The following is a 14,739-nucleotide window of genomic DNA, read 5'->3' as shown; positions in this document are numbered from 1 at the left end:
TTTTTGATATAATAGGAGTCATGAAAAGTTATGAAGTTTCCGATCAATTAATGCACTATATCATTGATCATAAACTGAAAGAAGGCGACAAGCTTCCCAATGAATACGAGCTTGCCGACATCTTCCAAGTATCTAGAAAAGCGATCCGCCAAGCCGTCAGTCTTTTAGTCGACGAAAGTATTTTAGAGATCCGGCGTGGAAAAGGAACTTTCTTAACGGATCATTCTAAATTTCAAGATCCGACCTTTAGGGCCGCCTACCACATCGCGCAACTGGACCGTTTGATCGAAGCCATGGAGTTGAGATGCTTGATCGAACCTTCCTGTGCGGCTTGTGCCACAAGATCGCCCCAGCCAATGCGTGAAAGCATCCAAGAGGGCTTTGATCTAGCGGATCAAGAGCACGAGTCGGATGCCTATTATCGTGATTTTTACTTTCATCAAAAGATCATAGAATGCTCCCCCAATTCCTTGATTCGCTCGATCTTGCCGATCGTTTCCTATTCGATCTCGCATGTCATGAAACTTGAACCGGAAATCGTTCGTGAACAAGTTCGGTTCGATCATCAAAAGATCAATGAAGCGATCCAAAACCAGAACGAAGAGGAAGCGGAGCAAATGATGCTTTCTCACTTGAAAAAGATCCATTCCATTTTAATATCCATGCGAAAAGACCGATCGATATAACCGGTCTTTTTTAGATCTTCTTATTTTCCAGAGCTGCCGAGCCGTCCTTCTCGGCGTAAAGAAGCGATCTGTTTCAGCTGCTCATAGGGGATCTCTTCTTTTTCGACTTTCGGGATCTCCAATAAAATCCCTTGCGCGATCGCCTTTTCATAAGGATAGAGAACAAATTGTTTTTTTTCTTCTTCCTCCATTTGAGAAAGAACATCCTTTTTCACGATCCGCAATGGCTTTTCATTTAAATTCGTGATCGGCGCCAAATATTCGCCACGATATCCGCTATCGATCACTCCGGCTCTTTGAGCAAGCCCGATCGAACCTGTCGAGCCTCTTTCCTTTAAGAGCATCACATAATTTGAATCAAAGGCGCTCGCGATCCCAAGAGGAACGAGTTTGGTATGCATTGGCTCGATCTGCATGAATCCTTCCTCAAAGCAAGGATAAAGGTCGTAGCCTGCATCTTCATCCCGTTTGGAGGGAATGATAGCGTCCACCTTCACTTTCGCAAAATAGAGTTTCATACTTAAACTCCTAGCGCCTCTTTATACTTCGGAAGAAGTTTGTCGACACTTTCATAATCCAAGTCGGCACCTGAAGGGGATGGAACGTATTCGATCGCGCATCCACCTTGATAATTGGAACGTTCCAGCAACTCTTTGGCACGATGGGAAACGCAGATGATCGTATCGATCGTAGGATGGGCTTCTAAGAAGCCTTGGATATCATTAAGTTGGATCTCTTCCATCGTATCGGCTTCGGACATATGCCTCAAACAAGAAGCAACGATTGAAGTGATCGCGATCTTTTCTTGTTGGCATAAAGCGAGTTTTTCTTCTTTGGTGTTTACAGGAAGATCGTAAATAGCGGAAAGCACATCCCAAAAATGATTGGATGGATCGCCAAAATACAACTTCGCTTCTTCTGCTTTCACACTAGGCATCGTCACCAAAAACAAATACCGACTATTTTCAAATACGAGCGGAGGAAGGGCTTTGTACAACTGCAATCCTGGACGATCGTACACAGCTAGTCCTCTCCTTCTAAAATATTGATCGCGCGCTCAAAGATCTCGATCTTTTTCTTTGTGAAGGCGAGCATATCTTCATCTCCATATTCGGCATATTTTTTGCTGAGTTCTTCAAGGCTCTTCAACTGTGTTTCAAAGTCTTCCTTAGAAACGAGAGACCCATCCTTTTCAACATCTTTTAAGATCTTGGCGCCTTCTTCGCTTGCGCCAACCCCAGCGCTTAATCGCGCCATCAATTCTTCTTTTACCATATTCTATTGACTCCTATTCTATTTATTCTATGACTTGTTCTCCAAATAAATCATACGCCGCTGCGTCCGTAATCAAAACTGTGACGAATTCTCCGAGCGCAATTTCTTTTGGACTCGTGAAGATCACTTGTCCATCGACTTCATCGGGTGCGTCCGCTTTCGAGCGTCCGCGATACTGTTTCTTCAGCGCTTCTTTTTCTTCGACAAGAACTTCGATCCGCTTTCCGATCTTGGCTTTGTTTTTTTTCAAAGAAATTTCCTTTTGGACAGCCATCAAACGATCCAATCGAGCTTTCGCAACTTCTGGCTCGATCTCGCCTTCTAGAGAGTAGGCTGGCGTGTCTTCTTCTTTTGAATAGGTGAAAGCGCCAAATCGATCCCATTTGATCTCTTGAATAAAATCGATGAGCTCTTCAAAGTCGGCATCGCTTTCTTGGGGAAATCCAACGATCGCCGTCGTTCGAAGCGTCGCTTCCGGAAAGCGGGAGCGGATCTCTTTGACAAGATCGATCACGTCTTCCTTCGTTCCTCTTCGATTCATCTTTTTTAACAGAGCGTTATTGGCGTGCTGCATCGGTATATCAAAGTAAGGCAAGATCTTGTTCGAGTTCTCCATCACATCCAATACGGCTGGCTCGATCTCATCTGGATACATGTAAAGGATCCGGATCCAGTGGATCCCTTCGATCGCGTCCACTTTTTTTAAAAGCTCTGGAAGCATGAGTTTTCCATAGAGGTCAAGTCCGTATTTTGTCGTGTCTTGCGCGATCAAAGTCACTTCCTTTACCCCAAGTTTGGAAAGATGCTCGACTTCCTCGACCACATCTTCGATTGGTTTGCTGACTTGATCGCCCCGGATCAATGGGATGGCGCAATAAGTACAGTGGTTCGAGCAGCCATCGCTGATCTTTACATAACCGCTCCATGGATTTCCGGATAGAGGTCTTTCGCTTTTCAAAAAAGCGCCCTTTCCTTCATCGTGGAGCACCTCTTGCAAGCGGGCGGCTAGATTTCCATAATCCTTGATCGGAATGACCGCTTTGATTTCCGGGATCTGTTCTTTGAGCTCTTGTTCATACCGTTGAGCTAGACAGCCCGTAACGATCAGCTTGTCGGTGTATTGACTCATTTTAAAGATCGTCTGGATGCTTTCTTCTTTTGCGGACTCGATAAATCCGCACGTATTGACGACGATCGCGTCTGCTTGTTTGGGATCGCCAACGATTTGGTGCCCATTTTCTTGAAGGACTCCCATGATGTTTTCGGAATCCACTAAATTTTTACAACACCCTAAAGAAACGAATCCGATCTTCATTCTTGTTCCTCCTTCTTTCTATGGTAGATCATCCGATTGTCAAGCGCGTAAATGCGAGGTCCAAAAGTGCCTGGCTGGCTTGCGTCGATGCTTTGTTTCATCATATACATTCTTGAATCGAGATTGTCGAGGATCGTCAATACTTCCGCTTCCGGGATCATTGGCAATACAGGAGATCCATATTCGAGCTTTCCATGATGGGAAAGCACTAAGTGCTTCAACAAGATCACTCGCTCATCGTCTTCATAGCCTAAGGAAGTGGCGATCCGATCGATTCGATTCGACATAATGGAAATATGACCGAGCAGATTGCCTACATTCGTATATTCTGGCAACATCGGGGCCGATAATTCATCGACTTTTCCAACATCGTGGAGCAGGATTCCTGCGAGAACGAGATCTTCATCTAAAAATGGATATTGTTCTACGACAGGTTTTGCCATTCTTGCCATGCAAATCGTATGGTAAGCGAGTCCGCCTACGAAATTGTGATGATTTCGAGTCGCAGCAGGATAGAGGTAAAAGCGTTCCTTGACGCTTTCTAATACTTTTTTTACGACTTCCTGGATCACTGAATCTTTCATATTGGCGATGATCGTGTCGATCTCTTGTTCCATCGCTTCTTTTTCCATCGGCGCTTCGCGCACGTAATCGAGAAGGTTGGCTTCTTCGTCTACGATCAATTTTCTGACGCGCAGCTGCGTCGCGTTTTTATGAAAAAGGATTTCTCCATAGGCTTCCACGACCATCCCGACGCGATATTGGCCAATTTGTTCTTCGGTCAAATTCCAAAATTTGGCATCGAGGATACCAGACTTATCTTCTAAGATCAGCGAAAGGTAGGGGGTGTTTTTGGCGGTCCGTCCGCGATCGCATTTTGTGATCAGCGCTTTGATATGGATCTTTCCTTCTTCATGAATATCTTTAATCATTAAATTCTTCACTCATTTCTAATTTTTCATCGATTTCTTGTCCTGAAAAACCGTTCCGCAAGCAATATTGACGAATTTTTTGGCGCCGTTTTTCTTCTGGCAAGGAAGAATAGAGGCGCACAGCCTTTTTAAAGGTTAGCTGAAGCGCTTCTTCATCGTTGTCATCGAGTTCTAGAGCTTCTCCAACTTCTTGGGCGATATCGCTTGAGTATCCTTTTTGGATCAATTTATGGATGATATTTTTCCGTTTCATGTTCGATGACTGCAATTTTACCGTCTGGATCAAGCGCTGAGCGAGCGCTTGGGCGTTCGCGAGCTCTTTTTTTGTATTTAGATTTTGAAGAACTTCGTCAATCAAATCGCGTGCGATCCCGGCTTTTGAAAGCTTGGCTGCGATATTTCGTCTTGAGTTGCCCATATCATGCCAATATTCTGCTTTTTCATAGGCATATTTTTGATCGTTGAGCCAGTTTTTTTCTTGGAATTCTTGGATAAGCTGATTGAGTTTGGCTTCATCCAATTCAAAATGATGATGGGCATATTGTTTCAATTCAAATACGGACTGTTCTTTCGTGAAGACTCGTCGTTTGAGTATCGAATACGCTTGATAATATTCTTGCATCGTTAAATAACCAGACACAAGATAGGCATCGACTTTCGTATGCAGTCCGATCTTCAATTCAAAAAAATCATCCAACGGGATCAAGATCTTGATCGTGTCTTCATCGCTTTCGCGCTCTAAATAGAGTTTCACAAAGTCATCTTGGATCCGGATCTTTTCTACGGTAAACGTCAAACGATAATCATCGATCACTTGTTCATAGACGGCGATGACTTTTTGTCCAAAAAGCTCTTTCGCGTAAGGAATGGTCTTTTCTCTACATAGGTCGGCTTTTTTTTGTCGTTCTTCGCGCGACAAAGAAAAAAAGTGTTCGATTTTTTGACTGAGTTCTTGCGCATCGTCAAAATAATAGCCTGTATTTCCTTCATCGATCAAATCGTAGAGCACTTCGTCGCGGCGACCAAATATATTCAATCCGCTCGCGAGCGCTTCAATATAAGTCAAGCCTTGTGTTTCTGTCAAAGAAGCAGAAACGAATCCATCAAATGCGGCGTAATAATACGGAATTTGTTCGGATGGGATCTTACCGATAAAGTGAACGCGGTGATCCAGCTCTTTTTTCCAAGTAAGCTCTTGATAATACTCTTCATCGGTTCCTGCTCCAACAATGATCAAATGGATGTCTTGATCGTTCAGGAGGGAGAGCGCTTCGATCGGTATTTCGATTGATTTTTCTTTGGCGATCCGTCCTACAAAGACGAGTGTTTTTGTGTCTTCGTGAAATCCGAGCTGTTCACGGATGTTTTGGATCTTTTCTAGTTCGAGGTTTTCAAGTTTGAAACGATCCAGGTCCAGTCCGGTAGGAACAACATAGATTGGAGCACGGACGCCGTATTCATATAAAGTTTCTTTGGTTTTTTCGGAAGGAGCGATCACGGCCTGGACTGTATTGCCTAGCTTTCTGGACGCGCTTTTGACGACCCATTTTCCGGCTTTTTCGATATGATTCAAGTCGAATGGATTGATGTAGTGGGTATAATCTTCATACATTGTATGATAGGTGTAGACAACAGGAATATTGAGTTCTTTGCCCATCATTCTTCCATAGAGCGATACGCCAAATTCGTGTTGGGTATGAATAATGTCTAGATCCATTTCTTCAAGATATTCTCTTGCGAAATTTAGGGGGCTCGACATCGTATACCCATATAAATGTTTAAGTTCGACACCAGGCAGGCGTAAGATCCTTTCTTCTGGATCATAAAGAATTCGAGTACCGATATGATTGGACACAATAAAGACGGTGTGACCGAGTTGCTCGAGCGCCTTTTTGAGCGTCACGATGCTGGTGACCACACCATTGATATCGGGTAAATAGGAATCTGTAAAAATACCTACATTCATGTATTATGCCTCGCTTTCTGGATGAGGAGCGTCTTTTCTTCTTTCGTAGTACGCTTTGGCAACCATGAAGATGATCCCTCCTAGCACCAATATAATATGATACGTGGAAACTCTCCATAAAATCAAGACGGCGCTTGTTAGAGAGTGAAACAATGGAGAAAAGACGATCGAAAACATCATTTCCGTTCCTCCGCTCGCTCCAGGAATAGGGATAAAGCTATTGGCCATCGTCACAAAGGAGCTAAGCGCGATCACGTCGAGGAGTTTGCTCAAAGGCAAATGGATCCCTAAAAGCACGGCGATCACATAAGGCAAAGCATACAGCAAAGTCAAGCGGACAAAATTGATCAGCATACATTTTAAAATGATCAATTTATCTTTTGATAGTTTTTTGATTTCTCCGGTAAAGGATGTCATCTGCATCGTCCAAGATTCGAGCGTCTTTTCTGGATCTTTGACGACTTTGATCTTTGAAAGGATCTTTACCGCCCATTGAGAGAGTCGGATATATACATTTGGAAAAATCGCCATCGTATATAAGCCTAAAATAACGACGACATTGACCGCATATCCCGCCCAGACAAGTGTAAACCAAACAGAATGGCCTGAATAGGTGGAAAATTTACTTAAAAATAAAAGAGTTACATACAACATCATTGTTGTTTGATAAATAATAAAATCAGCCCATAACAGAGAAGCTCCGTCGGCATAGCTGATTCCTTGTTTTTTCAAAACATAGGCTTGTCCAAATTGTCCGCCTGTCGCCGAAGGCGTGATGCCTGAAAAGAAGGTACCGGTAAAGGCGACGATGATCCCATCTAACAATGAATAATTTTTTACGAACTTTTTTCCAAGGACGCGGTATACAATACCCCATACACACGTATAGACGATGCCCCACGCTAATATGAGAGCGAGGGCAAAACCATTCAATTTTGAGATCGCATTGATCACTTCATGATAATTATCTTTGAGGGCAAACCATAACGCGACAACCGTAATGAGCGCAATTAGGACAAAATTCCAAAAATAGTTTGTCTTTTTCATTTCCCAAATCTTTCTATTCGTTTCCTAGCTCTCTTTGTTTTTGATGATAAACATCCAAATAAAACGATTTCCACATTTCGACCACGTGTTCTTTCGAGTAATAGGCGCTGATCGCTTCGCTTTCTTTTTGATATTTTTGATAGAGTGCCGGATCTTTTTTTAAGACCATGAGATCTTTGGCAAACTGCTCGTTGTTTTGGGCCATAAGATAATGGCCAAATAAGATATCTCGGTAAAGATCCAGGTCTCGAAGCAACAGCGGAATTCCAAGATTGCTTGCTTCCAAGATCGTCATAGGAAATAGTTCATTATAGCTTGGCACAAAAAGAACATCAGCCATATTATAAATGGAAACCATTTCGCTTCGATCGATGATTCCAATAAACCGCACATTTGCGGGTGGATTTTCCATAAGCGCTTTTAGTTCTTCATAGCCGTCTGTCATGGCGCCAAATGAAAAACCGCCCGCCCATACGAATGTGATTTCAGGACAAAGCTGAGCGACTTCGCAAAAATCAAGCACTCCCTTCCGGGTCTGAACTTGTCCAACGCCTAAAGCGATGAACGCGTCTTCTGGAATATTATATTTTTGGCGTGTTTCTTCCTTCTTGGCTTGTCCTAAAGAGTGGAATTTTTCTTTTGAAACATAATTTGGAATATACGTTATCTTTTCGCGAGGGATCCCATAACGGACTAAGTCGGGTATAAAGCTTGGATTTACAACGACTAAATGATCCGCCATATTATAAAAATGAATGATATAGTGAGAAGTTAAAGGTTGAAAAGCAGAAGGGATCTTCAAACTTCCATCGATAACTGTATCCGGTAAAAAGTGACAATACGCCACCTTTACTGCTTTTTTATCGAGCATAGGAACGAGAAACGCAGGATCGATCGTATGAAAATGCTTGATATCCGCTTTCGCGAACCAGTCATTTATCTTAATATCGAATAGCTCGCTTGCTTGCGATTTCAATAGATTGACTTGTTCCAAATAGGCCGACCCTACGCCTTGTCCAGCAACCTTGTCTGCACTCGAGAACATAGTAATCTCTAATTTTCTTTGATTCATAGCATTCTTCATCCTTTCGGGCTCATTATATCAGATTCCTATCATAAAGAAACCTTACATGATTTTTAGGTAAATATGAAAAAAACCAGCTAGAGCTGGTTTTTTTCCAAGAAAGTTTTAAGAAAGGGAATTTGATTATGAAGTGAGCATTTCTTTGCTCGGTTATAGAATACCTAAAACCTACTTTTTTAATATGTATATAATTTGTGATTTGATGTGAAAGCACTAAAGCATAAAAAAGAAAAAAATCGGCAAACACCGACTTTTTTAAGAAAGGAAATTTGATTATGAAGTGAACAGATTACTTTCTGTTCTTTTATATCATAACAATTCATCTTCGCAATCGAATGGGAGACTTATGTGAAATAACGGTATAAAAGAAAAAACCAGCTCGCGCTGGTTCTTTCCAAGAAAGTTTTAAGAAAGGGAATTTGATTATGAAGTGAGCATTTCTTTGCTCGGTTATAGAATACTCAAATCCTACCTACTCAATATGTCAACAATATGTAAAAATATGTGAAGAACAGTGACCAAAGTAAATCTACGAAGATGTTCTTCCTTGATACTTATCGATCTTTTTCAAGACGTTCTTCTTTCCATAATGGCGAGCTGTCAATGAGAAGATCAACATCGCTAGCGATGCGATCGAGCCTATGATCCCGATCCATTTGATCACTTGATGGCCGCTTGCGGAAAGATTAGGAAAAAATACATCATGGATTTCAGAATATCCCCAGTAAAACAACAAGAGAAAAACCGCCAAAGCCACAAATGAATTTCGAATGATCTTTCCTACGCGCTTCAGCATTTCATTTTCTTGTTGAATGGATAAAGCAAGCGCCTCTCGTTCCCTTTTTGATAGTTTCATACTTGACCCCCTTTCTAAAAAGTATAAAAAAGAAGTGAAGACACGTGTTGATCTTCACTTCCATCTGATTTTAATTCTATCCAAGAATACCCAAAACAGATCCAACGAAAGCGATCACTGCCATCAAAAGAAGGACTTTGATTGGTGTTAAACCTTTTTTCGCTTGGAGCCACCAGCAGAATACGACAAACAACATTGTCAAGATCTTAGGGAACGCTCCATCTAAGTTCGCCTGCAACATTACAGGTTCACCCTCAGAGTTCGTAGCGATTTGAAGTGGAGTAGTGATGTTGACCCAAGAAGCGGCCATGGCACCAACGATAACTTGACCCATAACGATAACGGATTCACGGAACGCTGTCGCCTTTTCACCAACGAGAAGTTCTACGGCAGAACCACCAAGAGAATATCCTTTATCGAATACGAATTTTTGGAACCAAGTCGATGTGATATTCCAAACTACGATGTAGAAGATAGGACCGATCACAGATCCGCCTTCAGCAAGACCTACCGCGATACCTAACAAGATCGGAATATACGTACCAACGATCAAAGAGTCACCGATACCAGCCAATGGACCCATCAAACCAGCACGGATACCATTGATCATTTCATCATCGATTCCTTCAGCGCCATTTGCACGAGCTTCTTCCAAACCAGCTGTAACACCGACTACGATACATCCAATTTGAGGTTCTGTATTGAAGAATGCATAGTATGTTTGAAGCTTTTCAGCTTGTTCTTCATGAGTAGGGTACAATTCCTTCAAAATAGGGATCATCGCCCACATGTAACCAAAAGTCTGCATGTGTTCGTGAGAGAAACAAGTCAAGTTTCCATACCACCAACGCCAGAAGGATGAATTTAATGTCTTTTTAGAAATCTTTTTCATAATTAAATATCCTCCTCTTCTTCAACGACAACAGCAGCTCCGCCGCCTTTGTTTGCCTCGATCTTGATCATTGTCATCTGGTAGTTGATCAAAGCGAATACACCACCAACAACTGTAGCAGCAAGAAGAGTCAATCCCATTGCAGCTGCAAGAACGAAACCAAGAAGGAAGAATACTAAGTCAGATGTTTTGTTCACCACAGATTTCAACAAGATCGCGATACCAACAGCTGGAAGAACAGAACCTACGCAAAGAAGGGCCTTGACATACCAAACAGATACATCCAACGTCTTGAATACTTCTTCAACGGCTCCGGATCCAAAATAGCAAAGCAAAGTAACAGGCAAGAAAGACAAGCAGAAGTGAGAGATCAAAGGCATCAAAGCGTCTACTTTTCCAACGATCTCGAAATCGCCTTTATCAAGTTTTGCCCATCCAATATGCTGCCAGATCAGGTTCATCATCGCTGTACCATAGAACAACGTGATACCGATCGTACCAGTCATGGCCGAAATAGAACTTGCCAATTGGAACGCTTCGTCGGACGCAGGATCGATACCAGCGGCCTTAACGCCAACATAGGCAAGAGGAATACCGATATAAGAAACGGCACGTAAGTCTGATGCAACAGTTCCACCAGGTGTAACGAGCGCGATCCACATAACCTGCATAGGGATACCAATTAAGATACATCCAGAAACATCGCCAAGAATGATACCAACGATCATGGATGCAACGAGCGGACGGTTCAACGTATAGTTACCGACTGTCGTACCTAAGCAAGCAATCGTGGAAGCAGCTGTACAAGAAACCAAACCAATCAAGATAGCTTGAAATAAACTCATAAAACTCTTCTCCTTTTACTTAAATTTATCTAACCGATTATCGTTCTTCCCAATCAATAACCGAATTTAGATCTGAATTTTGGCCATTCACCGATCGATGTTTCCTTCAAAAGCGCGAATTCAACATCATAGCCTTTTTTGTAGATCGCTTCAAGAGCGTCTGCTTCTTCTTGCGTGATACTTTGGTTTTGACCAAGTTTTGTAGCTCCTGGACGGTCATTGCAAGGTCCGATGATCAATTTTTTTACATCGCTAGGCTTGAAATCCATATCTACGAGGATCTCTTTCATATCCACAGGATTCTTTGTGATCAAGAAATAGCGCTTTGGAGAATTCAGAACTTTGTCTTGAACTTCCTTGAAGTGTTCCTTCGTCCATACGAACACCTTCTTATCCGTGCTTGCTTTAAAAGATTGAGCAAGAACTGGTGTCGTAGCCGCTTTGTCGTTGACCGCGATGATTCCATCACAAGGGTACTCTTTTGACCAACGAGTGATGATTTGACCGTGAATGATACGGTCATCCACACGCATAAAAGTAATCATTTTTCTTTCCTCCTCTAATTTTGATCGTATGATTCAGCGCTTCCTAACGCTTAAACCCAATTTTAAAGATCGTCTTCGTCATCGTTAGCAGCAACGACGAATTCAGTCAATCCCGCTTTTCCTTCACTAAGCAGCGTTTCTTTCAAAGCGTTCATATCGTCAAAGTTATCTTTCATGAGCACAGCCGTGATCGCAAGAGGCATGTTCATTCCAGCGATCACAAGCGAGTCTTGAAGCATTCCTTTTTCATCCAAAACGCTTAAAGCGTTCGTGAATGGAGATCCGCTCAAAATATCCGCAAGCAAGATCACTTGATCTTCCCCTGGTTTTAGATCTTTCACAAGTTCCTTGAAGTTCGCCGCGAATTCATCCGCGCTCATATCCTCTTTCAAGCTAGTGGATAATACATCGTCACGATTTCCAGTCATCATTTTAACAGCGGAATGAAGACCTGGAGCAAATTCGCCATGGCTTACCATAACTACATATTTCATATTTCTCCTCCATCTCAACTATGTGATTTACTAAGGTAAGTATATCTATATGTTATTTGATATGCAAGCGTTTTCGAGCAAAATTCCCATATTTATCCATAATTTTAACAGGTTTACTGAATAATTTCTGCTCTTTTTTTGTTGACTTTTCGATAATTTCTTTAAAATTCGCAACATCATTTCTTTTTGCCACAAACAACATGCAGTCCTTACCACAATCTCTTTTATATATAGTATTTCAGGATTCGACGTATAAACATAGTGAAAATTGTCACAGATTCAAAAAAAAGAGGACCTAAGCCCTCAAATCCACTTCATTATACCCGTACGCATTCACGCACAACGTATGCTTGTAATAGAATTTACGCGGAAAATCCCCATATGACATATGGACATGTCCGTATAAGTATAATTTTGGCGCGTATTTGTCCATTAAAATTCGAAAAGCACGGAATCCCCGGTGGCAAAGATCCTTTCCATCGCTCAAACGATAAGCCGGAGCATGAGTGACAAGCACATCAAATCCTTTGTATTTACGGATCATCCACCAGAGCTTGCGCACTCTTTTCTCCATTTGTTTTTCAGTAAACTGCCATTCTGTGCTGTTGTACTGATAAGAGCCTCCCAACCCCAAAAAACGGACGCCTTTATATTCATAGATCGTATCTTCGATGCAGATGCATCCTTCAGGAGGCTTATACGCGTACTTGACATCATGGTTGCCATGGATATATAAGACAGGTCCTCGAAAGACTGTCGCCAAAAAGGTCAAATAATACGCTGGAAGATCCCCACAAGAAACGATCATATCGATTCCCTCTAGCTTTTTTGGATCAAAATACTCATAAAGCGCTTTAGAAACTTCATCGCTGATCGCTAGGATCTTCAATTCCATGATCCACACTTCCTTCCTGAAGAGAATAGATTCCATATTGGGCAATCAATTCTTGCGCCTCTTCTGTAAAATCAGAAAGCTTAGGGATCTTTCCGACCACATTTTCTAGAAGCCAATCCATGTCGGCGATTTCCTGCAAAGACATCGATTCGTTTTCATGGTTGCGAATGCGGCCCTTTTGATCCTTCATTTCTGTGGAAAAAAGATTGAATCCTCCCTCAGACATGTGTTCCTTCATCACTTCGATCAAACGTCTTGTCTGCTTAGGCAAACTATCTTTTAAATAGAGATCCAGCATTCCATTGCTCAATCCCCACCAGTAATTAATCGACTCGTTACCATGACGCTCGATCAAACGGAACGATCCGTTCAATATACTCGTCAAAAGTTGCTTATAAAATTCTCCCCAATAATATTTGCGAGTTGCTAAATTCATGAATCTTTGTTTGCTTAGATCGTATAAGCCAAACATTTTTGGCGAATTGAGTTCCGTGTTGAACTCTTCTCCTGCAATATAAGTGATATCTACGTTCTTGATTTCGTGGCCTGTCTGCAGCGTCTGTTTGGCAGTGGACCAATCCAAAAATACTCTTGCTCGAGGGTTGACCATCTTAGCTCCTAGTGCGAACGCGTTGATATTAGAGATCATCCCATAAAATGGATAATCCGCGATATAGCCTAACTCATCCGATTCCGAGAGGATCCCTGCGATCATCCCGTTAAGAAACTGAACTTCAAAATTCCGGGCAAAATAAGTCCGTAAATGCCCCGTTCGTGTATTGAGCGAACAATTCAAGATCTGCACTTTTGGATATTTGGCCGCCATCATGATGCTTGCCCGCAGCATGATCGGAGACGTTGTAAAGACGACTTGCGCCCCGTCTTCGATCGCCTTCTCGATCTGGCTGATTTGTTCTTCCAACGTGTTCGCGTCAAAATACGATTTCGTATACACTTCTTCTGGCATGAGGTGCTTGACATACTCTTGGCCCTCGAGATGAAGCTTTGTCCAAGCCGAGCGCATTTCATCTTTCACATAAATAAAGCCAACATTGACTTTTGGTTTGAGCAGGATCCTTTTTTTCAGTTCCTTATCGAGGGGCTGGGTTTCGATCTTCGCTTCTAGTTTTTTTGGAAAAGCGCGCAGATCCGCTTGGATGCGCAGCAATTCTTTTTCAAGCTCGAGCCGGCTTTTTTCAGTAAAGCCCTCGAGTCCATATGTTTCTAAATACAAGAGAAACGCTTCTCCAACGCTCAAATGCATTCCTTCGTCTTTGATTTGAGCAAACGCTTTTTTGAACAATTCATATTCTGCTTTGATCTGGCGCTCTTTTTCTCGGTTCATCCGCTCCTCTTTACCAAGCGACAAGAGCTTTTCAAGCTGGCTATACTCTTCTTTTTTTGGCAAGTCGATAAAATTAAGATGGTGTTCGCGAATAAAATCGAGATACGCGTAGTACGCCTGGCTTTTTTGGGTCTTTTCTTTTTTTGGCAAGATTCGAGTGACATCCGCCATGATCGAATTGCCGCCTAAAAACTTCATGACAGAAACGCGTTTATTTCCCTCTTCCACATAATATTGATGATAATATTCGTATACTTTGATCGGGTCGCGCAAGCCTTCTTCGATTTGCGCGTCATATAAGCGCATCCACTTATTGGCAAATTCGCTATCTTCCTTTAAAAGAGGTAAAAACTGCCCTGTCATGGCGCCCTTTCGTCCTTCTGTCTTCGTTCCTACGATTTGCTCTAAAGGAATTTCTCGAATTCCGATCCTTTCCTTAGCATACTCGCTTGGATCTTGTAAGATTTGATCGAGGACGGGCAGCCCTTTCCCTTCTGCTTCTTCTTTTTTTCCCGCTTTTCTTGCTTCTGCATACGCGTCGGCCGCTTCAATTGACATAAAC

Annotated in this window: 17 protein-coding genes; 1 reads left to right on the top strand and 16 read right to left on the bottom strand. The window is 42.2% G+C overall.

From position 1 onward, the window contains the following. Nucleotides 1-20 precede the first annotated feature (20 nt). Nucleotides 21-686 (top strand): FadR/GntR family transcriptional regulator, encoded by a 666-nt coding sequence (locus BO225_RS02450; protein ID WP_076340686.1) that lies wholly within the window; start codon nucleotides 21-23, stop codon nucleotides 684-686. Between the two features lie 20 nt (nucleotides 687-706). On the opposite strand, the gene BO225_RS02445 is transcribed toward BO225_RS02450, so the two are convergent. The 16 genes from BO225_RS02445 to BO225_RS02375 all read right to left on the bottom strand — a co-directional run bounded on the left by BO225_RS02445 (nucleotide 707) and on the right by BO225_RS02375 (nucleotide 14,735). After that, a complete protein-coding gene (locus BO225_RS02445; RefSeq protein WP_076340685.1) occupies nucleotides 707-1,204 on the bottom strand; it encodes a dCTP deaminase/dUTPase family protein in 498 nt (165 codons plus the stop codon). 2 nt (nucleotides 1,205-1,206) lie between these two features. After that, the gene (locus tag BO225_RS02440) at nucleotides 1,207-1,707 is read right to left on the bottom strand and encodes a uracil-DNA glycosylase family protein (protein ID WP_076340684.1); all 501 of its coding nucleotides are present in this window, start codon (nucleotides 1,705-1,707) and stop codon (nucleotides 1,207-1,209) included. 2 nt (nucleotides 1,708-1,709) lie between these two features. After that, nucleotides 1,710-1,961, bottom strand: coding sequence for a hypothetical protein (locus tag BO225_RS02435; RefSeq protein WP_076340683.1), 252 nt, complete (start codon nucleotides 1,959-1,961; stop codon nucleotides 1,710-1,712). 22 nt (nucleotides 1,962-1,983) lie between these two features. Beyond that, nucleotides 1,984-3,276 carry a 30S ribosomal protein S12 methylthiotransferase RimO gene (rimO, locus tag BO225_RS02430; protein ID WP_076340682.1) on the bottom strand — a complete coding sequence of 431 codons (1,293 nt, stop codon included), beginning with the start codon at nucleotides 3,274-3,276 and terminating at the stop codon, nucleotides 1,984-1,986. After that, nucleotides 3,273-4,208: a 3'-5' exoribonuclease YhaM family protein gene (locus BO225_RS02425; RefSeq protein WP_076340681.1), complete on the bottom strand. Its 936-nt coding sequence runs from the start codon at nucleotides 4,206-4,208 to the stop codon at nucleotides 3,273-3,275. The genes rimO and BO225_RS02425 overlap by 4 nt, the downstream gene beginning before the upstream one ends. Continuing rightward, on the bottom strand, nucleotides 4,201-6,174 hold the full coding sequence (locus tag BO225_RS02420; protein WP_076340680.1) for a glycosyltransferase: 1,974 nt from the start codon (nucleotides 6,172-6,174) through the stop codon (nucleotides 4,201-4,203). Before BO225_RS02420 ends, BO225_RS02425 begins: the two co-directional genes overlap by 8 nt. 3 nt (nucleotides 6,175-6,177) lie before the next feature. Further along, nucleotides 6,178-7,221 carry a lysylphosphatidylglycerol synthase transmembrane domain-containing protein gene (locus BO225_RS02415; RefSeq protein WP_076340679.1) on the bottom strand — a complete coding sequence of 348 codons (1,044 nt, stop codon included), beginning with the start codon at nucleotides 7,219-7,221 and terminating at the stop codon, nucleotides 6,178-6,180. 13 nt (nucleotides 7,222-7,234) lie between these two features. Further along, a complete protein-coding gene (locus tag BO225_RS02410; RefSeq protein WP_076340678.1) occupies nucleotides 7,235-8,293 on the bottom strand; it encodes a glycosyltransferase family 4 protein in 1,059 nt (352 codons plus the stop codon). A 541-nt stretch (nucleotides 8,294-8,834) separates the two neighbouring features. Further along, nucleotides 8,835-9,161 (bottom strand): hypothetical protein, encoded by a 327-nt coding sequence (locus tag BO225_RS02405; RefSeq protein WP_076340677.1) that lies wholly within the window; start codon nucleotides 9,159-9,161, stop codon nucleotides 8,835-8,837. A gap of 76 nt (nucleotides 9,162-9,237) precedes the next feature. Continuing rightward, on the bottom strand, nucleotides 9,238-10,053 hold the full coding sequence (locus BO225_RS02400; RefSeq protein ID WP_076340676.1) for a PTS system mannose/fructose/sorbose family transporter subunit IID: 816 nt from the start codon (nucleotides 10,051-10,053) through the stop codon (nucleotides 9,238-9,240). 2 nt (nucleotides 10,054-10,055) lie between these two features. Continuing rightward, the gene (locus BO225_RS02395; protein WP_076340675.1) at nucleotides 10,056-10,898 is read right to left on the bottom strand and encodes a PTS mannose/fructose/sorbose/N-acetylgalactosamine transporter subunit IIC; all 843 of its coding nucleotides are present in this window, start codon (nucleotides 10,896-10,898) and stop codon (nucleotides 10,056-10,058) included. A gap of 53 nt (nucleotides 10,899-10,951) precedes the next feature. After that, complete coding sequence (locus BO225_RS02390; RefSeq protein ID WP_076340674.1) at nucleotides 10,952-11,443, bottom strand: PTS sugar transporter subunit IIB; 492 nt, start codon at nucleotides 11,441-11,443, stop codon at nucleotides 10,952-10,954. A 62-nt stretch (nucleotides 11,444-11,505) separates the two neighbouring features. Beyond that, nucleotides 11,506-11,937, bottom strand: coding sequence for a PTS sugar transporter subunit IIA (locus BO225_RS02385; RefSeq protein ID WP_076340673.1), 432 nt, complete (start codon nucleotides 11,935-11,937; stop codon nucleotides 11,506-11,508). Nucleotides 11,938-11,989: 52 nt separating this feature from the next. Further along, the gene (locus BO225_RS12280) at nucleotides 11,990-12,139 is read right to left on the bottom strand and encodes a hypothetical protein (RefSeq protein ID WP_158023776.1); all 150 of its coding nucleotides are present in this window, start codon (nucleotides 12,137-12,139) and stop codon (nucleotides 11,990-11,992) included. A 93-nt stretch (nucleotides 12,140-12,232) separates the two neighbouring features. Next, nucleotides 12,233-12,832 carry a metallophosphoesterase family protein gene (locus BO225_RS02380; RefSeq protein ID WP_233120272.1) on the bottom strand — a complete coding sequence of 200 codons (600 nt, stop codon included), beginning with the start codon at nucleotides 12,830-12,832 and terminating at the stop codon, nucleotides 12,233-12,235. Further along, nucleotides 12,801-14,735, bottom strand: a complete 1,935-nt coding sequence (locus tag BO225_RS02375; RefSeq protein WP_076340672.1) for a BMP family ABC transporter substrate-binding protein — start codon at nucleotides 14,733-14,735, stop codon at nucleotides 12,801-12,803. Before BO225_RS02375 ends, BO225_RS02380 begins: the two co-directional genes overlap by 32 nt. Nucleotides 14,736-14,739: the final 4 nt, after the last annotated feature.

Source organism: Dubosiella newyorkensis (genome assembly GCF_001945605.1).
Lineage (GTDB): Bacteria > Bacillota_I > Bacilli_A > Erysipelotrichales > Erysipelotrichaceae > Dubosiella > Dubosiella newyorkensis.
The sequence above is the reverse complement of the archived record's forward strand: the minus strand, read 5'-3'. Positions and strand labels throughout refer to the sequence as shown.